This window comes from Paenibacillus sp. BIC5C1 (genome assembly GCF_032399705.1).
GTDB lineage: Bacteria > Bacillota > Bacilli > Paenibacillales > Paenibacillaceae > Paenibacillus > Paenibacillus taichungensis_A.
This window is the reverse complement of the sequence record NZ_CP135922.1, coordinates 1,349,022-1,363,774: the sequence shown is the minus strand read 5'-3', so window position 1 is coordinate 1,363,774 and position 14,753 is coordinate 1,349,022. Positions and strand designations below refer to the sequence as shown.

At 48.0% G+C, this 14,753-nt stretch carries 9 protein-coding genes; 3 read left to right on the top strand and 6 right to left on the bottom strand.

The features are described 5' to 3' along the window. Nucleotides 1-8: 8 nt before the first annotated feature. The gene (locus RS891_RS06100; RefSeq protein ID WP_113054186.1) at nucleotides 9-872 is read right to left on the bottom strand and encodes a helix-turn-helix domain-containing protein; all 864 of its coding nucleotides are present in this window, start codon (nucleotides 870-872) and stop codon (nucleotides 9-11) included. A gap of 184 nt (nucleotides 873-1,056) precedes the next feature. On the opposite strand from RS891_RS06100, the gene RS891_RS06095 reads away from it, so the two are divergent. From RS891_RS06095 to RS891_RS06085, 3 genes are all read left to right on the top strand, one after another. Then, entirely contained in the window at nucleotides 1,057-2,745 is a 1,689-nt protein-coding gene (locus RS891_RS06095) for an ABC transporter substrate-binding protein (RefSeq protein WP_315794774.1), read from the top strand. Nucleotides 2,746-2,754: 9 nt separating this feature from the next. Then, on the top strand, nucleotides 2,755-4,272 hold the full coding sequence (locus RS891_RS06090) for a glycoside hydrolase family 43 protein (RefSeq protein ID WP_315794773.1): 1,518 nt from the start codon (nucleotides 2,755-2,757) through the stop codon (nucleotides 4,270-4,272). A 339-nt stretch (nucleotides 4,273-4,611) separates the two neighbouring features. Continuing rightward, entirely contained in the window at nucleotides 4,612-6,912 is a 2,301-nt protein-coding gene (locus RS891_RS06085) for a helix-turn-helix domain-containing protein (protein ID WP_315794772.1), read from the top strand. A gap of 109 nt (nucleotides 6,913-7,021) precedes the next feature. Here the strand turns inward: RS891_RS06085 and RS891_RS06080 are convergent, their stop codons facing one another. From RS891_RS06080 to RS891_RS06060, 5 genes are all read right to left on the bottom strand, one after another. Then, entirely contained in the window at nucleotides 7,022-8,068 is a 1,047-nt protein-coding gene (locus RS891_RS06080; RefSeq protein ID WP_315794771.1) for a glycoside hydrolase family 18 protein, read from the bottom strand. Nucleotides 8,069-8,073: 5 nt separating this feature from the next. Continuing rightward, a complete protein-coding gene (locus tag RS891_RS06075; protein ID WP_315794770.1) occupies nucleotides 8,074-10,707 on the bottom strand; it encodes a transglutaminase domain-containing protein in 2,634 nt (877 codons plus the stop codon). Between the two features lie 7 nt (nucleotides 10,708-10,714). Next, entirely contained in the window at nucleotides 10,715-11,737 is a 1,023-nt protein-coding gene (locus RS891_RS06070; RefSeq protein ID WP_315794769.1) for a carbohydrate-binding family 9-like protein, read from the bottom strand. A gap of 63 nt (nucleotides 11,738-11,800) precedes the next feature. Next, nucleotides 11,801-13,087, bottom strand: a complete 1,287-nt coding sequence (locus RS891_RS06065) for an alpha-L-fucosidase (protein WP_113054179.1) — start codon at nucleotides 13,085-13,087, stop codon at nucleotides 11,801-11,803. 33 nt (nucleotides 13,088-13,120) lie between these two features. Beyond that, complete coding sequence (locus RS891_RS06060; RefSeq protein WP_064640230.1) at nucleotides 13,121-14,716, bottom strand: extracellular solute-binding protein; 1,596 nt, start codon at nucleotides 14,714-14,716, stop codon at nucleotides 13,121-13,123. Between the last annotated feature and the right edge of the window lie 37 nt (nucleotides 14,717-14,753).

Sequence of the window (14,753 nt, the reverse complement as noted above, 5' to 3'; positions counted from 1 at the left end):
GCGGCATGTTATAGAGATTGCCTGTACGTTTTGGGAGAAATGCCATACATCTTTGTGAACTGCCGGGTAAAATAATTGCTATCGTTAAACCCGCATTCATAAGAAATTTCAGTAATGGACAGGTTCCCCTGTTTTAACAGATAACATGCCTTCTCCAGTCGCAGCTTCTGTAAATACGAGATGGGCGTCATCTGATAATAGGATCGAAAGATGCGATTCAGATGCCGTATAGAAACATTCGACTTCCCTGCAATCTCTTCCAAGGTCAGGGGTTCAAGATAATGATCCTCGATATAGGAAATGGCATTCGCCAGATGCATCAGATTAGTGCCCTCAATCCCCTTCTCCTGTGTCTCATAATGCCTCGACAGATAAACAACCATCTCCGTAAAACGGGAGATCAGCATCGTCTGATATCCTTGCTGTCTGCTTCTATACTCCTCAATCATGACAGAGATCAGTGATTCCACATACTCCAGATTGGAAATAGGCAAGGACATTTTACTCGGATAGGAGTGAATATTGCGATAAAACGGCTCCAATACAAACAAAGCCTGAAACCCCTTTGATTTTCTCAGATCCGGTCCGGCGGAAGCAAGCATTTCGGGTCTGAACATAATGTTGCATATCTGAAAATCATGAGGATCTCTGTAGGCATGCGGAGTGGAACCATTAATCACAAATACATTGCCTTTCTTAACAAAAAACTCCTCCGTATTAACAACATGCGTCGCATTGCCATTCAGGACAATAACAAGTTCCGAAAAGTCCACATGCTTATGAAGTTCGGTGTCTTCGTCATGTCCTCCATATTGAATGTAGAACGGAAATTCCAAATCAGCTGTAAACCAATTCAAATAGGCGTTGCTCAACAGTTCGCCTCCATGATTCATGTTGGAATGAATGTCTATATCATGCTACTCCATGACCGAAAAATCAAGGTTTGCCGATCATTGGTTCTCTATAATTCCTCATGTAGCGCTGCAAATACAGCACAGATTAAGTGATTATTGTAAGCGAATTCAAGAAATTAACGAATAACATTAGGGGGTCATTATGGTTCATTCGATGAGAAAGATTGCAAAAGTTTCCGTTGCACTTACACTCTCATTAAGCTTGCTGGCAGGGTGCAGTAGCGGCAATGAAAGCTCAGAAAACAAAGAAGGAAATGCCAGTGATACTTCGCCGATGACGTTGACTTTCTTTGGAGCAGATTCCAACGCGAACTGGAATAAGATGCAGGATGATGTCGGCAAGGAAATTACCAAGCAGACAGGCATCACACTGGATGCCGAATTCGCAGTATCGGACCCCGCACAGAGACTGGCACTGATCGCAGCAAGTGGTGATTACCCCGATCTGATCAGTCCCAAGGGGGATTTGGACAAATTGGTTGATGCAGGAGCAATGCTGGACCTTACTGATCTGATCGATCAACATGCCCCAAACATCCAAAAACTCTTCGGTGACCAAATCAAACGTCTGCGCTACAGTAACGACGATCCTTCCATCTATGTCATTCCTACCTACTCAGCCATAGACGGGGTCAACTTCGTGGCTGGTGCAGGTTTTGAGCTTCAGCATCGTGCTGTGCAGGAGGCCGGGTACCCTCAGATCAAGACACTGCAAGATTATGAAAATGTCATTCGATCTTATTTGGAGAAGCACCCTACCGATGAGAATGGTAACAAAAATATCGGCATGACATTAAACGCGGATGACTGGCACATTCAAATTACCGTGACAAATCCCGCGGCTGAGACTACTGGTAAATCCGGTGATGGAGAGTACTACATTGATCCGGAAACGCATGAAGCAACCTACCATTTCCGCACGGAAGGTGAGAAAGAGTACTTCCAATGGCTTAACCATATGTATAACACTGGGTTGCTTGATCAGGAGTCTTTTATTCAGAAAAACGATCAATATCTGGCCAAAGTCGCTTCTGGTCGTGTCATCGGTCTGATCGATGCAGACTGGGGCTACTCCGATGGGGAAAAGGCGCTGAAGGCTGCAGGAAAAAATGATCAAACCTATGGACATTATTCTGTCATGCTATCCGATCAATACAAGGATAACCGATACCAGTCCACTGGGTTCATGGCTGGCTGGGGTGTAGGCATAACTGAAAGTGCAGAAGATCCGGTCCGAGCCATTAAATTTCTGGATTTTCTCGCTTCCGAGGAAGGCCAAATCCTTAACTATTGGGGCGTAGAAGGTAAGCAATATACGACGGAGGACGGTAAGCGAGTTGTACCCGCGGATGTGCAGCAGCGCATTATTAATGACAATATCGCCTTCACCAGAGAATCCGGCGTAGGCCTTTACACCAATATAGGTGGTCATTACGGGGATGGCGCGAAAGACTCTACTGACAATTATTATACCAAGAACTTCCCGGAACAGATTATTGAGAATTATACGGATGTAGAGAAAGAGACCCTTCAAGCTTACGATGCAACGACCTGGATGGATCTGTTTCCGAACGAAAAGGATTTCCCGGTAAAACCATGGGGAGCGGTATGGAATATCTCTGTGCCAAGTGATGATGAAATCAACATTATAGCTAATAAAGTGAAGGATATTACATGGAAACAGATTCCGCTGGCCGTCATGGCGAAACCGGAAGAATTCGATGCCATCTGGAATGACTATCAGCAGAAGCTTGTTGATGCAGATGTCGAAAAAATGGAGCAGGGATTCACCAAATACGTCCAGGATCGCGTTAAACTCTGGAATGAATAGGAGCACTACATGATGTCGAACTACACCAATCCCGTGATTCCGGGCTTCTATCCAGATCCCAGCATCTGTCGGGTAGACGAAGATTATTACCTCGTAACCAGCACGTTTGAATATTTCCCGGGTGTACCCCTTTTTCATAGCAAAGATCTTGTGAATTGGCGACAGATTGGCCATGTACTCACTTCTGCCGAACAGCTTCCACTCTCCAAAGCGGGCAGTTCCGGAGGTATTTATGCGCCAACTCTACGCCACGATGATGGCTGGTTCTACATGACAACTACCAATGTAAGCGGAGGCGGCAACTTCTATGTACGAAGCAGGAAACCTGAAGGACCTTGGTCCGATCCTATTTTTGTCGCCCAGGATGGCATAGACCCCTCCCTATTCTTTGATGATGATGGTCGTATTTACTTTCAATCCGCCTGTAATGGGAATGAAGGTGAGGGAATCTATCAATGCGAGATCGACATCTTGACGGGCAACAAGCTGACAGAGAGCCAGTTCATCTGGAAGGGAACTGGCGGTGCCGCACCTGAGGCCCCACACTTGTACAAAATAAATGGCCTCTACTATCTGATGATCGCCGAAGGGGGAACCGAATACGGGCATATGGAAACCATTGCACGAAGCACGGATCCATATGGGCCTTTCCATCCCTGCCCTCACAATCCGATCCTTTCGAACCGAAGCATGAAAAGCAGCATTCACGCCACTGGGCATGCCGATTTGGTGCAAGCACATGACGGAAGCTGGTGGGCGGTATGCCTTGGAATACGCCCAGCAGCCTACCCCTTGCGGCATCACTTGGGGCGTGAGACATTCCTCGCACCCGTGAACTGGACGAGTGAAGGATGGCCTATCATCGGTCATGACGGACATATTGAGCCTGTCATGATTGGCCCGCAGCTGCCTGAAGTCCAATGGCCCCACAAGGGAACCCGGGATGATTTCAATGTGTCCACACTTGGTCTGGACTGGATCTTCCTACGGAATCCAGCTCCAGATAGTTGGTCACTCACAGAACACCCGGGCCATCTTGTTCTGCGAGGAAACCCCGTATCTCTCAATGATAATGGAAATCCCGCCTTTGTAGGTCGTCGCTTGAGCCATTTCTTATGTAACTTGGCTGCCAAAATGAACTTTGATCCAACGCATGATGGCGACGAAGCGGGATTGACCGTCTATATGAATGAGAAATATCATTATGATCTGGCTATAACTCGGGTCAACGGTCACAAAAAAATGATATTCCGACGAACGGTTGGTACTTTAAGAACAGAGGTAATTCGGGACTGTGGAGCTGGACCTGCGATATTACAGATTCAGGCCCAGCGTGATATATTCACATTCTCCGTGCAGCAAGGTTCAACAACTGGCACTGTCCTCGGCTCGGGCGAAACCCATCTGCTCTCTACTGAAGTGGCGGGCGGCTTCACAGGAGTCATCATTGCCATGTATGCTCACAATCCATCAGGAGAAGGTGCACCCAGTCTGTTCGATTGGTTTGATTATGAACCACTGGATTAAATAATCGTGTGACCTTCGAATATAAATGTACAAACTACAATATAACCTCTATTAAAATCATCCCCTTCAAGTTGATACTCTTTAAAAAGCCTTGTGTGGTAACATAAGGAAAGGAGTGAACTCGAAGGGGATTTTGCTATGGTTATCTACATCGATTCTCTCAAGAAACGTTCTGCATGACTCCCCTTAAATCTCAGAAAAGATTCATTGATTTATTAGAGAAGTTCTCCTAATATTTTTAGTAGGAACACCTAGCAGCTCGGCATCATGGTAATACTTCACTGTCTTTATGAGAGCGCTATCGCTGCAGCTCTAAAGAAAAACGGGAGGTTGCAGAGTATGAAATGGAATCACTTCAAGTCCAAGCTTCTGCTTAAGTACACACTATCCTATATCTCCATTTTCCTTATACCTCTTGTTATATTAACTATTATTATTTATCACAATGCTGTGGACACGCTCCGTTCAGAGATCGAGCAGACCAATGTCAATCAGTTGACCCAAGCAAAAACGGTCATTGATGACCGCATGAAGGAATTGCAGGACATCGCATTTCGTATCGCTTACGATGAGCAGCTGACCCGCTATTGGACTCACCATCCCTACTATAGCCGGGAATCGATTAGTGCCTTGGTCAAATACAAGGCGACCAGTTCCATTATCGATGAACTATTTCTGTTCTTCCGCGGAGATGATAACATCTACTCGTCTCAGGGCTCTGAGAACCTGGATGTATTCACGGGCCGCTACAAATTTAATACATGGAACAAAACGGACATGATCCGGGATTTGAATAACGTTCAGTTCCCCACGATACGACCAGCCGAGCAAGTCGTTCAAGGAACCAAAGTACCCAATTCCATGCTGGCCTACCTTGTACCGATTGCACCTAATAATACGCCTGCCCACGGCACTGTCATGTACTTGATTCACGAGTCCAATCTGACCGGATTGATTGATTCCATTCTCAGCGACTACCATGGGATGACTTATATTTTCGATAATTATGGGCAGGTGCTGGCCGCCAATTATAAAGGGGAAACCATTACCGAACAGGAAGTCAAATCTCTGTTTGAACTTGAGCCGGGAACCCACAGTCTCTCCTTAAATCAAGAACCGCATTCGGTTGTATCCGTCAAATCAGACGCGGGCTGGACTTATGTAACCGCTATGCCGAGCAATCAATTTTTTAGTCGAATCGTCCATATTCGTACCTTTGTTGTTCTTGTTTTCTCCTTCGTGGTCGTGATGGGCACCTTCCTTGCCATTATGTTGGCCCGAAGACAATACCATCCAATTTCAGACTTGATGGAGTTTATCCGTTTAAAAAATAATCCTGAACCTTCCACAACCAGCAACGAGCTGGAATGGATCAAGAAAACGCTGCATGATTACAGCCAGCGCGTGGACCTTCAGGAGCCCTACGCTCGTAATCATATTCTGCTCATGCTACTGAAGCATGGCCATACCGGAGAACTCCCTTCTGAGTTTACGGACAATCTCGGCATACGCTTTAACCGATCCCATTATTTTGTCATGACATTAGGATTGGAAATGTACGATTTTCCCAGCGGAGATCACCTCGAACAGCGTACTGTTATGCAGCTGATTAACGATATGGAACTGCCGGAGTTGTCTGCTTATGCTTACGGCGTGGAGCTTCCACAACCAGACCAAGTGGCCCTCATCGTCGGATTTGATGCCGAGGTAGGGTATGAATCCAGCTTGAATGCCCGTATGGAGTCTATTGTTGAATCACTGCAATCAATGGTGGCAGATCACGTTGGAGTTGCTCCCGCAATCGGGATCGGCAACAACTACAGTTCTCCATTGCAGCTGAATCAATCCTACATTGAGGCATCAACCGCACTGGAAGCATCCATGCTCCACGGACAGGGCAGCAGCACCTTCTTCAACGCCCTTTCCGGCTCTAGTGAACAGGATTCTTCTTTCTGGGTACCTAAGGATGTGCTGCTTAAGCTGGATCAGAGCTTGAAACAGGGCAGTTACGATGTGGCGGTTCAGATGGTATCAACTGCGTTGAATACCTTGAAATCCGAAATGCCGTCTGTACCACTGCTACGCTGCATCTGCTTTGATATTCTGAATACGATGCTCAAAACGGCCTCGGAGCTTGGCATTCATCATGTGGTTAATCAACTTCCAAGGATCACTTCCTACGATTCGTTGGAGGATTTGGAGAAAAAACTGAAAGGACTTGCCGCCGAAATCTGTGCTCATGTCGAGGCGAAGAGCGAGACGGAAGAAAGCTCCCTGATGGATGAAATCGTTGCTTATATTGATACCAATTACTCAGATTATGATCTCAGCCTGGGTACGATTTCATCGAAATTCACGATCTCTTCCTCGTATTTCAGCCGTTCCTTCAAAGAGAAGATCGGCATGAACTTTACCCAATATATCTGGCAGAAACGGATGGATGAAGTCATCCGGCTGCTGTTGCATACTAGCGATCCATTAAAAGATATCATCACACGCGTCGGTTATCTGGATACACCGAACTTCATCCGTAAATTCAAGAAAGAGACGGGTTATACCCCAGGGCAGTACCGCAAAATGCACCGTCCCAACGACTCCTCCGATTCCCCGGATGATGACGACGAGGAATGTCTTGGATAATGGATTCGTATAAAATAGAAACCTCCCCTGAACCTTTTGGTTAGAGGAGGTTTCTATTTATTTTCGGCCCGTATACACAATACGAATTGTCGAACCCGGCTCGCTTCTTCTATTTCTCTACCGGAACATCTTGAAGCCCTTGATGAATTGCACCCAGCAGACGATGGGTCGGATCACAGCCGTATTCCCAGAACATAATGCCGGCCAGGCCCTGATCCTTCACGTAATTGCATTTGCACTGAATTGATTCTTCATCATCATAAGAAATTAGGCTGGAACCGTTAAACAGGAACGGCGCGCAGGCTTCCTCATCCCAATAACGGATATAACCATTCTTATTGATGTACTTCGCTTCCAGCTCGGCAAACGCCGGACCGTAGCCGCCTGTACTACCGGCCATTTGGTGAAGGCCATGGTTTCGGTCAGGGACCTCAGTCCAGATCCGGGAGTAGAACGCAGCGCCGATAACGATCTTCTCTTTCGGAACGCCGGCGCGGATGAACAGGTTCACGGAAGCATCTGTACTAATTCGGAACAGATCCCCGGTTGGCGTATACAGATTCGTATGATGTCCGGTCAAAACCTGAAAACCGCCGCGCATATCATAGGTCATCAACTGCACAAAGTCCAGGTACTGCTGCACCTCAGCCATCTCTGTACCGTCTACGTAGTATTGATCAGCCCCTGCCGCAATGGTGAGCAGATAATGACGGCCATCCTCGGAGCCCTTGGCATCCAGCCTCTCCCGGATCGTCTTGAGAAGTAAGGTGAAATTCCGTTTGTCATCAGGACTGGATGCGATACCAGCTTCACCGTAAGAAGGATACTCCCAGTCCAGATCAATTCCGTCAAAAGGATAATCCTCCAGCACCCTAACCGCTGATGCAGCCATGCTGTCCCTCCCCGCATCGGTTGAGGCGGCCTCAGAGAAACCACCGGCGCTCCACCCGCCCACGGACAGCAGCACCGTTAGATTTGGATGCTTCTCCTTAATATTCCGGACAACCTCTCCGTTTTTTAAATGCTCAATTGAGATTTCATCATTCTTGACATGACCGAAGGCTACATTCAGATGTGTTAACTTCAACAGATCCTCATCCGTCATGTCGGGAAGTACAGAATCAACGACATAACCAGCAGCAATATATTTCGTCATACTCTTCACTCCGATCCATTCCATGATTGAGATATCGCAGCAGCAATCTGCAGAGCTTCCTTGCCTGTACCAATCTTGTACCCGGAGGCCGAATATCGAATTTGATCCTGATTATCCAGTACGAACAGATGCGGATAGCCCGCTTCCTGAGCGGCAGGTTTCGAAATAAAACTGGATAAGGACGCATAGCTGGAATCACGAACAAAAATCGTGCGTAGCGGCAGTTTCGGATAATTCACAGGGTCAAAGGAGGCGTTCCATTCCGTATCTCCGATCAGCAGCACGATTGGCACGCCCAGCTTATTAAGAGGCTCAGCGAGTTCACACAGCTCACGAATCAGATGTTTGGTCGGTTCCCGCTCCGGTTCAATCCAGGCAGCAATAGCTCCTTCTGATCCCAGAAGTTCCTCCAGTTGCACTTCAGAACCATCCAGATGAGTCAGCACACTGCCGGTTGTTAGTTTGCCCAGCACCGGGATGTCTACCTCCGTCTCGCGATAAGTCAGGACTACTTCAGCGGTGTCTCCAGCGCGAACAGTGCAGTAAATGAAGCGGACTCTTACCGTTCCATCTTTCAAACGGATGCCAGTCGTTAAACGATAAGCCCCCGGTTCAACCTCAAATGGATCGCTATAGACATCGGAATAACCATCCTGATAAATCAGCGTTTTGTACACCCCATCTTCCAGACGTGCCAATGTGAAATTCTCCGCATAGGATGCTGCCGGTGCATCCCCCTGAGCTTCTGAGTCCTTGAGGAGATGCAGCATTCCCCAGCTTGAGCTGTCCTCATTTCGAGAAGAGGTACGACCGAACACTGCATCCTCCCAACCTTGTTCACTCAGATACTGCGGTTTCTGCTCGCTCGGATGCAATCGGGCCGGAATACCCAAACTGCGGCACACGGCGACAAACAGAATATCCAGCGAAGGTGGGTCTCCCTTCATCAGACTATAAGTACCTACAGGGTTCCCCTTACCTTTCAGGTTAGGGAGATCCTCATAATACGAATAGTCCTGTTCCAGATTGCACGCAAGCATCGAAGGATCTTCCCTGAACGCCGCTGCTTCTTCCTCGGAATAAGCATTCTGGAATACAGATCGATAAGGCACCACCATTTCATAGGAGACCCGTGGGCACAGAATGTACTTCACAAATGTCTCCTCTGCCCATTGTCCACGCTGTGAAAGTGCACCAATAAGATGATCGTCCAATGTCAGCCGAAAAGTATCGATCAAGTCTTTTTCGTTCATCGACTCCAGCAACTGTAGTGGCCACTCACCAAATTCACCGGAACGTTCCTCTAGGAAAGCAGCGATTTCGCGGCTGTTGCCCCGTGCCTTCTGTAGAATATCCCGTACGCGCTCCGGAGGCAGTCCAGTTGTATGAGCCAATGCAAATGCATCTTCCTCACTCAGGAATGTATCCTCATATCCACTCCGAATCTTCGTACCTTCCTCCAGGCGGCGGTTGTGAGCCTGGATCTTCTCTTCCGGTAACGAAGCCACTACTTCTCCCTCCCCTTCTGGAGGAGGAACCATATCAAAATCCACGATCCCTGATGGCTGCTCTGATGAATCCAACACGATCTCAACATGATCGCTATCCTGAGCTTTGAATAGAATTTCACCCCACTTGCCACCACTAACCGCACGAATTAATAGGTCGCCATGACCCGTCTTAAAGGAAGCATCTCCCTGTGCATCAGTCTTGATTTCGGCGATGGGATAAAATTCAGCACTATTGTATAGCTCAAATCGGACACTCGCTTCAGGCACAGGCGCGCCCTGCTCATTTGTTACCTTCACGCGGATGGTATGCGCTGGCGCGTAGTTCTCCAGTAAATTGATCTCCGTATATCCCTTCTCGGAAAGTGTTATATCCTCCGGTCCCGGATAGTCGGCGAATATTCTCGTATTGATCAGCATGGCCCTACGGGCTGGTGGACTGAACCACCCTTGATTCAATCCGGCTTCCGGCTCACATGCCCCAATGTAATACCACTGGCCGTCCGCCCAGGCTTCTACCCAAGCATGATTGCTGTCACAGTGAGCCCAGCGTGGTGTGTAGACCTGACGGGCAGGTATGCCGATGCTACGAAGAGCGGCTACCGCCAGCGTGGATTCTTCTCCACAACGGCCGCGGGCATTTCGAATCATCGTCAGCGGCGATATCGTGCGCAGATCGCTGCCAATATAAGTCGCTTTCTCATGACACCAGTAATTGGTCTCCAGAATGGCATCCGCCATGGATAACTTCGCTGTCCGGTCAGCCAACTCGTCAAAGATAATGCCACGGAAATCTTCAATATTCTCTGTATTGATTCGATAGGGGAGTACAAAATGCAGAAACAGATGATCTGGTACACGTCCCCCCCAAGGCACACGCTTGCGAATGTCCAGTGCCCGACGCACATGACTGAGGAACAATTCCCCATCATAATCAGCCAGGTCGTTCACCGGCATGTAGGCATAAACATATTTCAAGGCCCATGCCTCTTCTTCAGTTAAAGGCTGCTGAAACACATGGAACAGTTCATCTTTACGGGCATCCGCAAAGTTTAACTTCTCCTGGAACTTCTGCTCGATCCGCTCCAAGGACTGTGCATCCATCGAAAACACCAAGGTTTGGCTTGTCATAGGTGGCTCACTCCTTCCACAGCTTTCCGTCTTCCCGAATGCAGATTAAGGTAGTGCCGTCAAAGGAAGGCGTACTAATCTGGAATAGGCTACGGGTCGTTTCAATTACAGGCTGACAAATTAATGTTTCTTCACCCATGAGTAACTTCACATCCTGTGTAAATTCACCATGGGCTTCAAAATATTTGCGTTCACGGTAATAGAGTCTGCGAAGCTCCCATTTGATTCGTTCGTCTTCCGGCAGCTCAAAGGACCGATCCGTTCCGTCATCCGAAAATACGACATATCCCCATAGCTCCGGATAATGCATGTTAATAATACCCATGGGCGACCAGACCCAGTTGTCCTCCGGATAAGGTTTGCCTGTATCCGGATTCAGCACTTTGCGGTACTCCCCATCCTTCACTTCAGTCTGCCATTCCACCCGCGAGAAGTTGACACGCCAGAACTCGCCCGGTACAGGCGGACGATTGCCTTCGGCACATTCCTTCAGGCTGGTCCAGGGAATTGCCACCTCAACGCTCCATTTTCGGTTATCGGCGTCAGGTGTGTTCAGCTCCCCATCGATATGTACAGCTGTCTTAAGACCGCTGATATCCCAACCGTTGACCGGAGGCCCACCATCCCGATATGGCTTCACCAATAACAGGTCCCATACCGTATTGAGCGCATTGATCTCGAACTCATAATATTGGTGGGTATCCCCGTCGGGGTCGATAAAAATCTCAAAATCATTGTCATAGAAAATAACAGAATCCCGCTCGGTCAACGTAGCCCATATCTGATCTTCAATCAGTTCGGCAGCAAAGTAGAAATAGTCGTCGTCCCACAGCATTTTTACCCGAGTCTGTTTTCCGGGTTTCGGACGAAGATCCCCTTCGATATCAACGAAATCATCCGTCCAATCAGCTGCATCCCAGAATGCCTTATCTACGCGGCCGTCCAGCATCAGCGGTTCCTGCGCACGCTTGCATATATAATGTTTGGGAGCATACTCAATCTTCGGCTCAGGTACTCCACTTTGGTTCATATCGCTCTCTCTCCGCTTCATGAGGGAGGGCATGCATCTATAGGTGCATGCCCTCCCGTAATGTTAGTTATGAGTAACAACGGCTCCTGAACCGCCGTACATTTCCAGTTCCTCGTCGAATTCGAGCTTAAGAACCGTCACCTGCTCATGTGTGTCCTCAGGGGTCATTTGGATCCACGTTGTCCCCGGGATATTGAACCAAGGCACGCCCCCATGAATCTCATGGTTAAGTTCTTTGCCCGAATGCAGCACAGTAATCTTCTTGATCTTATTGCATAGTCCCTTGATGCATACATTCTCTTTTGGATCGTCATAAACAAACAGATACAATGCCTTTCTGTCCTCGGATACGGTGCTCCCCCCCAGATAATAGCGAGGCATAATACCTTCACCCGTTCCAAAAACGGCCTCTTCATGGGTTCGGATCCATGCTCCCAGCCCAAGCAGAATATCCTCCTGCCTCTTATCAATGGTGCCATCTTCGCGTGGACCGATATCCAGCAGCATGTTGCCCCCCATCGAAATACAGTCACAGAACATCCGAATGATCTGATTTAACGATTTGTATTTATGGTCTGTTGGCACATAGCCCCATGATGTGTTGATCGTGGTGCAGAACTCCCATGGTCCCTCCGGTCTGGTAATCGGAATGCCTTGCTCTGGCGTTTTATAATCCCCATAACCTTGAAGGCGGGAGTTGATGATGACATCCGGGTTAAACGATTGCAGGTAATGCTTGAACTCCGGCAGATTCCACTGCTCGGCACTTCGCTCCCAGTCCCCATCGAACCACAGCAGGTCCACCTTACCATAATTCGTCATGATCTCCCGAAGCTGGTGGTTATTGAACTCAAGGAATTTCTTCCACTTCTCCTGATCCTCAACACCATCCACAGGGCTTGAATGCCGATTGACACTACTGAGATCCTCGGGTACTTTCCCACCTTCAAACACGCTAGGATAATCCGGGTGCGACCAATCAATCAGCGAAAAGTACATCCCCAGATGTATGCCCTTCTCCCGAATTGCTTCCGCATATTCCCTCACGAGATCCCGATTGGCTGGTGTCTGCTTAACGACATTCAGGTCACTATACTGCGTATCCCATAGAGCAACGCCATCATGATGCTTCGTTGTCAGCACAGCATATCGGGCTCCGGATTTCTCAATCAAGTCCGCCCATTTCTCTGCATTAAACTTCGATGCCGTAAAGCCGTCCAGCTGCTTCATGTACTCTTCGTAGGAGATCCTTCCATTATAGAAGGACCACGATTCCGAAACCCCGTCCACAGCATAGATGCCATAGTGGATGAATATTCCCAGCTTGGCCTCTTCAAACCATTTCTGCATCCTTGTTCACACCTCTTTCTGGAGTCCTTGTTCTTATTGGCCTGTGTTCCAGCGATCGTACGCCCCTTGATACAGTTCAACGATACGGTCGCTGCCCATTTTTTTGATCTGTGCAATATACTTATCCCAATTCTCAAGCGGCTCTTGGCCTGTTACGAACTTCGCTTCCATCTGCTTGACGTACGTATCCAGATCAGATAATAAAGCGGTCGCTTCGCTTTGCTCTTCATTTGTTAAATAAACGTTAGGGAACGGTGATTTTCCGATAGGCACCAACTTCTCTTGATTCTGCTGGTCAAGCCATTCATCAAATTCGGTGCGAAGACCTTTTGCGATATCCGGATCATTAATGCCGGGTGTCAAAATGCCATAGTTCGGTGTGATTTTACCGCGATATTCCTCACGATCCCCGCCACCAGGAACAGGCAGCCACTCTTTTACGAGATTTTCCTTGTCTTTGAATTTCCACAGCAGACCTTCAGGACCTTGATTGAACAGGGTCGCTCCATCATAGCTGTACATATAGTCAATCCAACGCATAGTTGCCTCAGGGGACGGGTTGCTGCTAGTAATAGCAAAGGTACCACGTGCCGATATGCCTGGGTGTTTACCGTATACAGGTGAGTCTGCGATCTCACTCTTCACCGGTGTCATTAGCGGATGCTTCGTGCTAGGCTCGCCGCCGAGTGTGAAGTATGGATGGTAGTCATTGAACAGCGCAAGCTTGTTGCTTTCGCCTTTTGCTTTTTTCTGATCGCCTGTTTGAGAGAAGGTCTCATGATCCAGCAAATCTTCTTTCCACAAGCGGTTCATGAACGTCAGATAACCTTTGTAGCCTTCTTCTTGATAAGGATAGTGAACTTTTCCGTCCTTATCCGCGTAGATTCCTTCGTTGTACATTCCCCAGAATCCGAAGAAATACATCCGAAGATCATCCAGTTTTACAGAAGTAAGCGGAATTTCATCTTGTTGTCCGTTGCCGTTAGGGTCTTCTTCCTTAACACGCTTCAGGTACGTATATAATTCTTCCGTAGTCTTAGGTTCCTCTACATTAAGCGCTTTTAGGAATTCCCCGTTATACCACATCGGGCCTCTGTACCACACGGCAGCCGTATCGATGAATGGCAGTGCATACATATGTCCGTCAGGCGTTGTAAATGATTTGCGAACATCCGGGTTTTCGTCGAGAATCTTCTTAATGTTCGGGGCATAGCCCTCATCAATGTATTTTTCCAGCGGGATCAGAATGCCTTGAGTCCCATAAGTAACCTGCTCAGCTGGCTTGAGATCCGCAGCATAGAACATATCCGGTAAATCGCCGCTCGCGAATACCAGGTTCTTCTTTGTTTCAAAGCTGTCGATCGGTGAAAGCTGGTACTCCAGCTTGATGCCTGACAATTTCTCCATCTCTTGCAGGACTGGCATCGTGTTCCAGTCGGCTACGCCCGCATCCTGGGACATGACCTTTAACGTAAGTGGTTTGTCCACAATCGGGAATCCTTCTTTTTTGACCCCTTCGACATTTGAAGTCGCAGAACCTCCATCTTCATTGGAACCACAAGCTGCAAGTAATGCTGCGGATAGGGTGAGGCAGAGTACAATGGATGAAGCCTTGCGAAGCTTTTTCATGACGACAACTCCCCTTTTTTAGTGTGGATTATGGTTT

Bases quoted from the DNA above. Each gene is read 5' to 3' on its own strand.
- RS891_RS06095 (WP_315794774.1), top strand. From the start codon at position 1,057: ATGGTTCATTCGATGAGAAAGATTGCAAAAGTTTCCGTTGCACTTACA.
- RS891_RS06075 (WP_315794770.1), bottom strand. From the start codon at position 10,707: ATGACAAGCCAAACCTTGGTGTTTTCGATGGATGCACAGTCCTTGGAG.
- RS891_RS06090 (WP_315794773.1), top strand. From the start codon at position 2,755: ATGATGTCGAACTACACCAATCCCGTGATTCCGGGCTTCTATCCAGAT.
- RS891_RS06060 (WP_064640230.1), bottom strand. From the start codon at position 14,716: ATGAAAAAGCTTCGCAAGGCTTCATCCATTGTACTCTGCCTCACCCTA.
- RS891_RS06065 (WP_113054179.1), bottom strand. From the start codon at position 13,087: ATGCAGAAATGGTTTGAAGAGGCCAAGCTGGGAATATTCATCCACTAT.
- RS891_RS06080 (WP_315794771.1), bottom strand. From the start codon at position 8,068: ATGACGAAATATATTGCTGCTGGTTATGTCGTTGATTCTGTACTTCCC.
- RS891_RS06070 (WP_315794769.1), bottom strand. From the start codon at position 11,737: ATGAACCAAAGTGGAGTACCTGAGCCGAAGATTGAGTATGCTCCCAAA.
- RS891_RS06085 (WP_315794772.1), top strand. From the start codon at position 4,612: ATGAAATGGAATCACTTCAAGTCCAAGCTTCTGCTTAAGTACACACTA.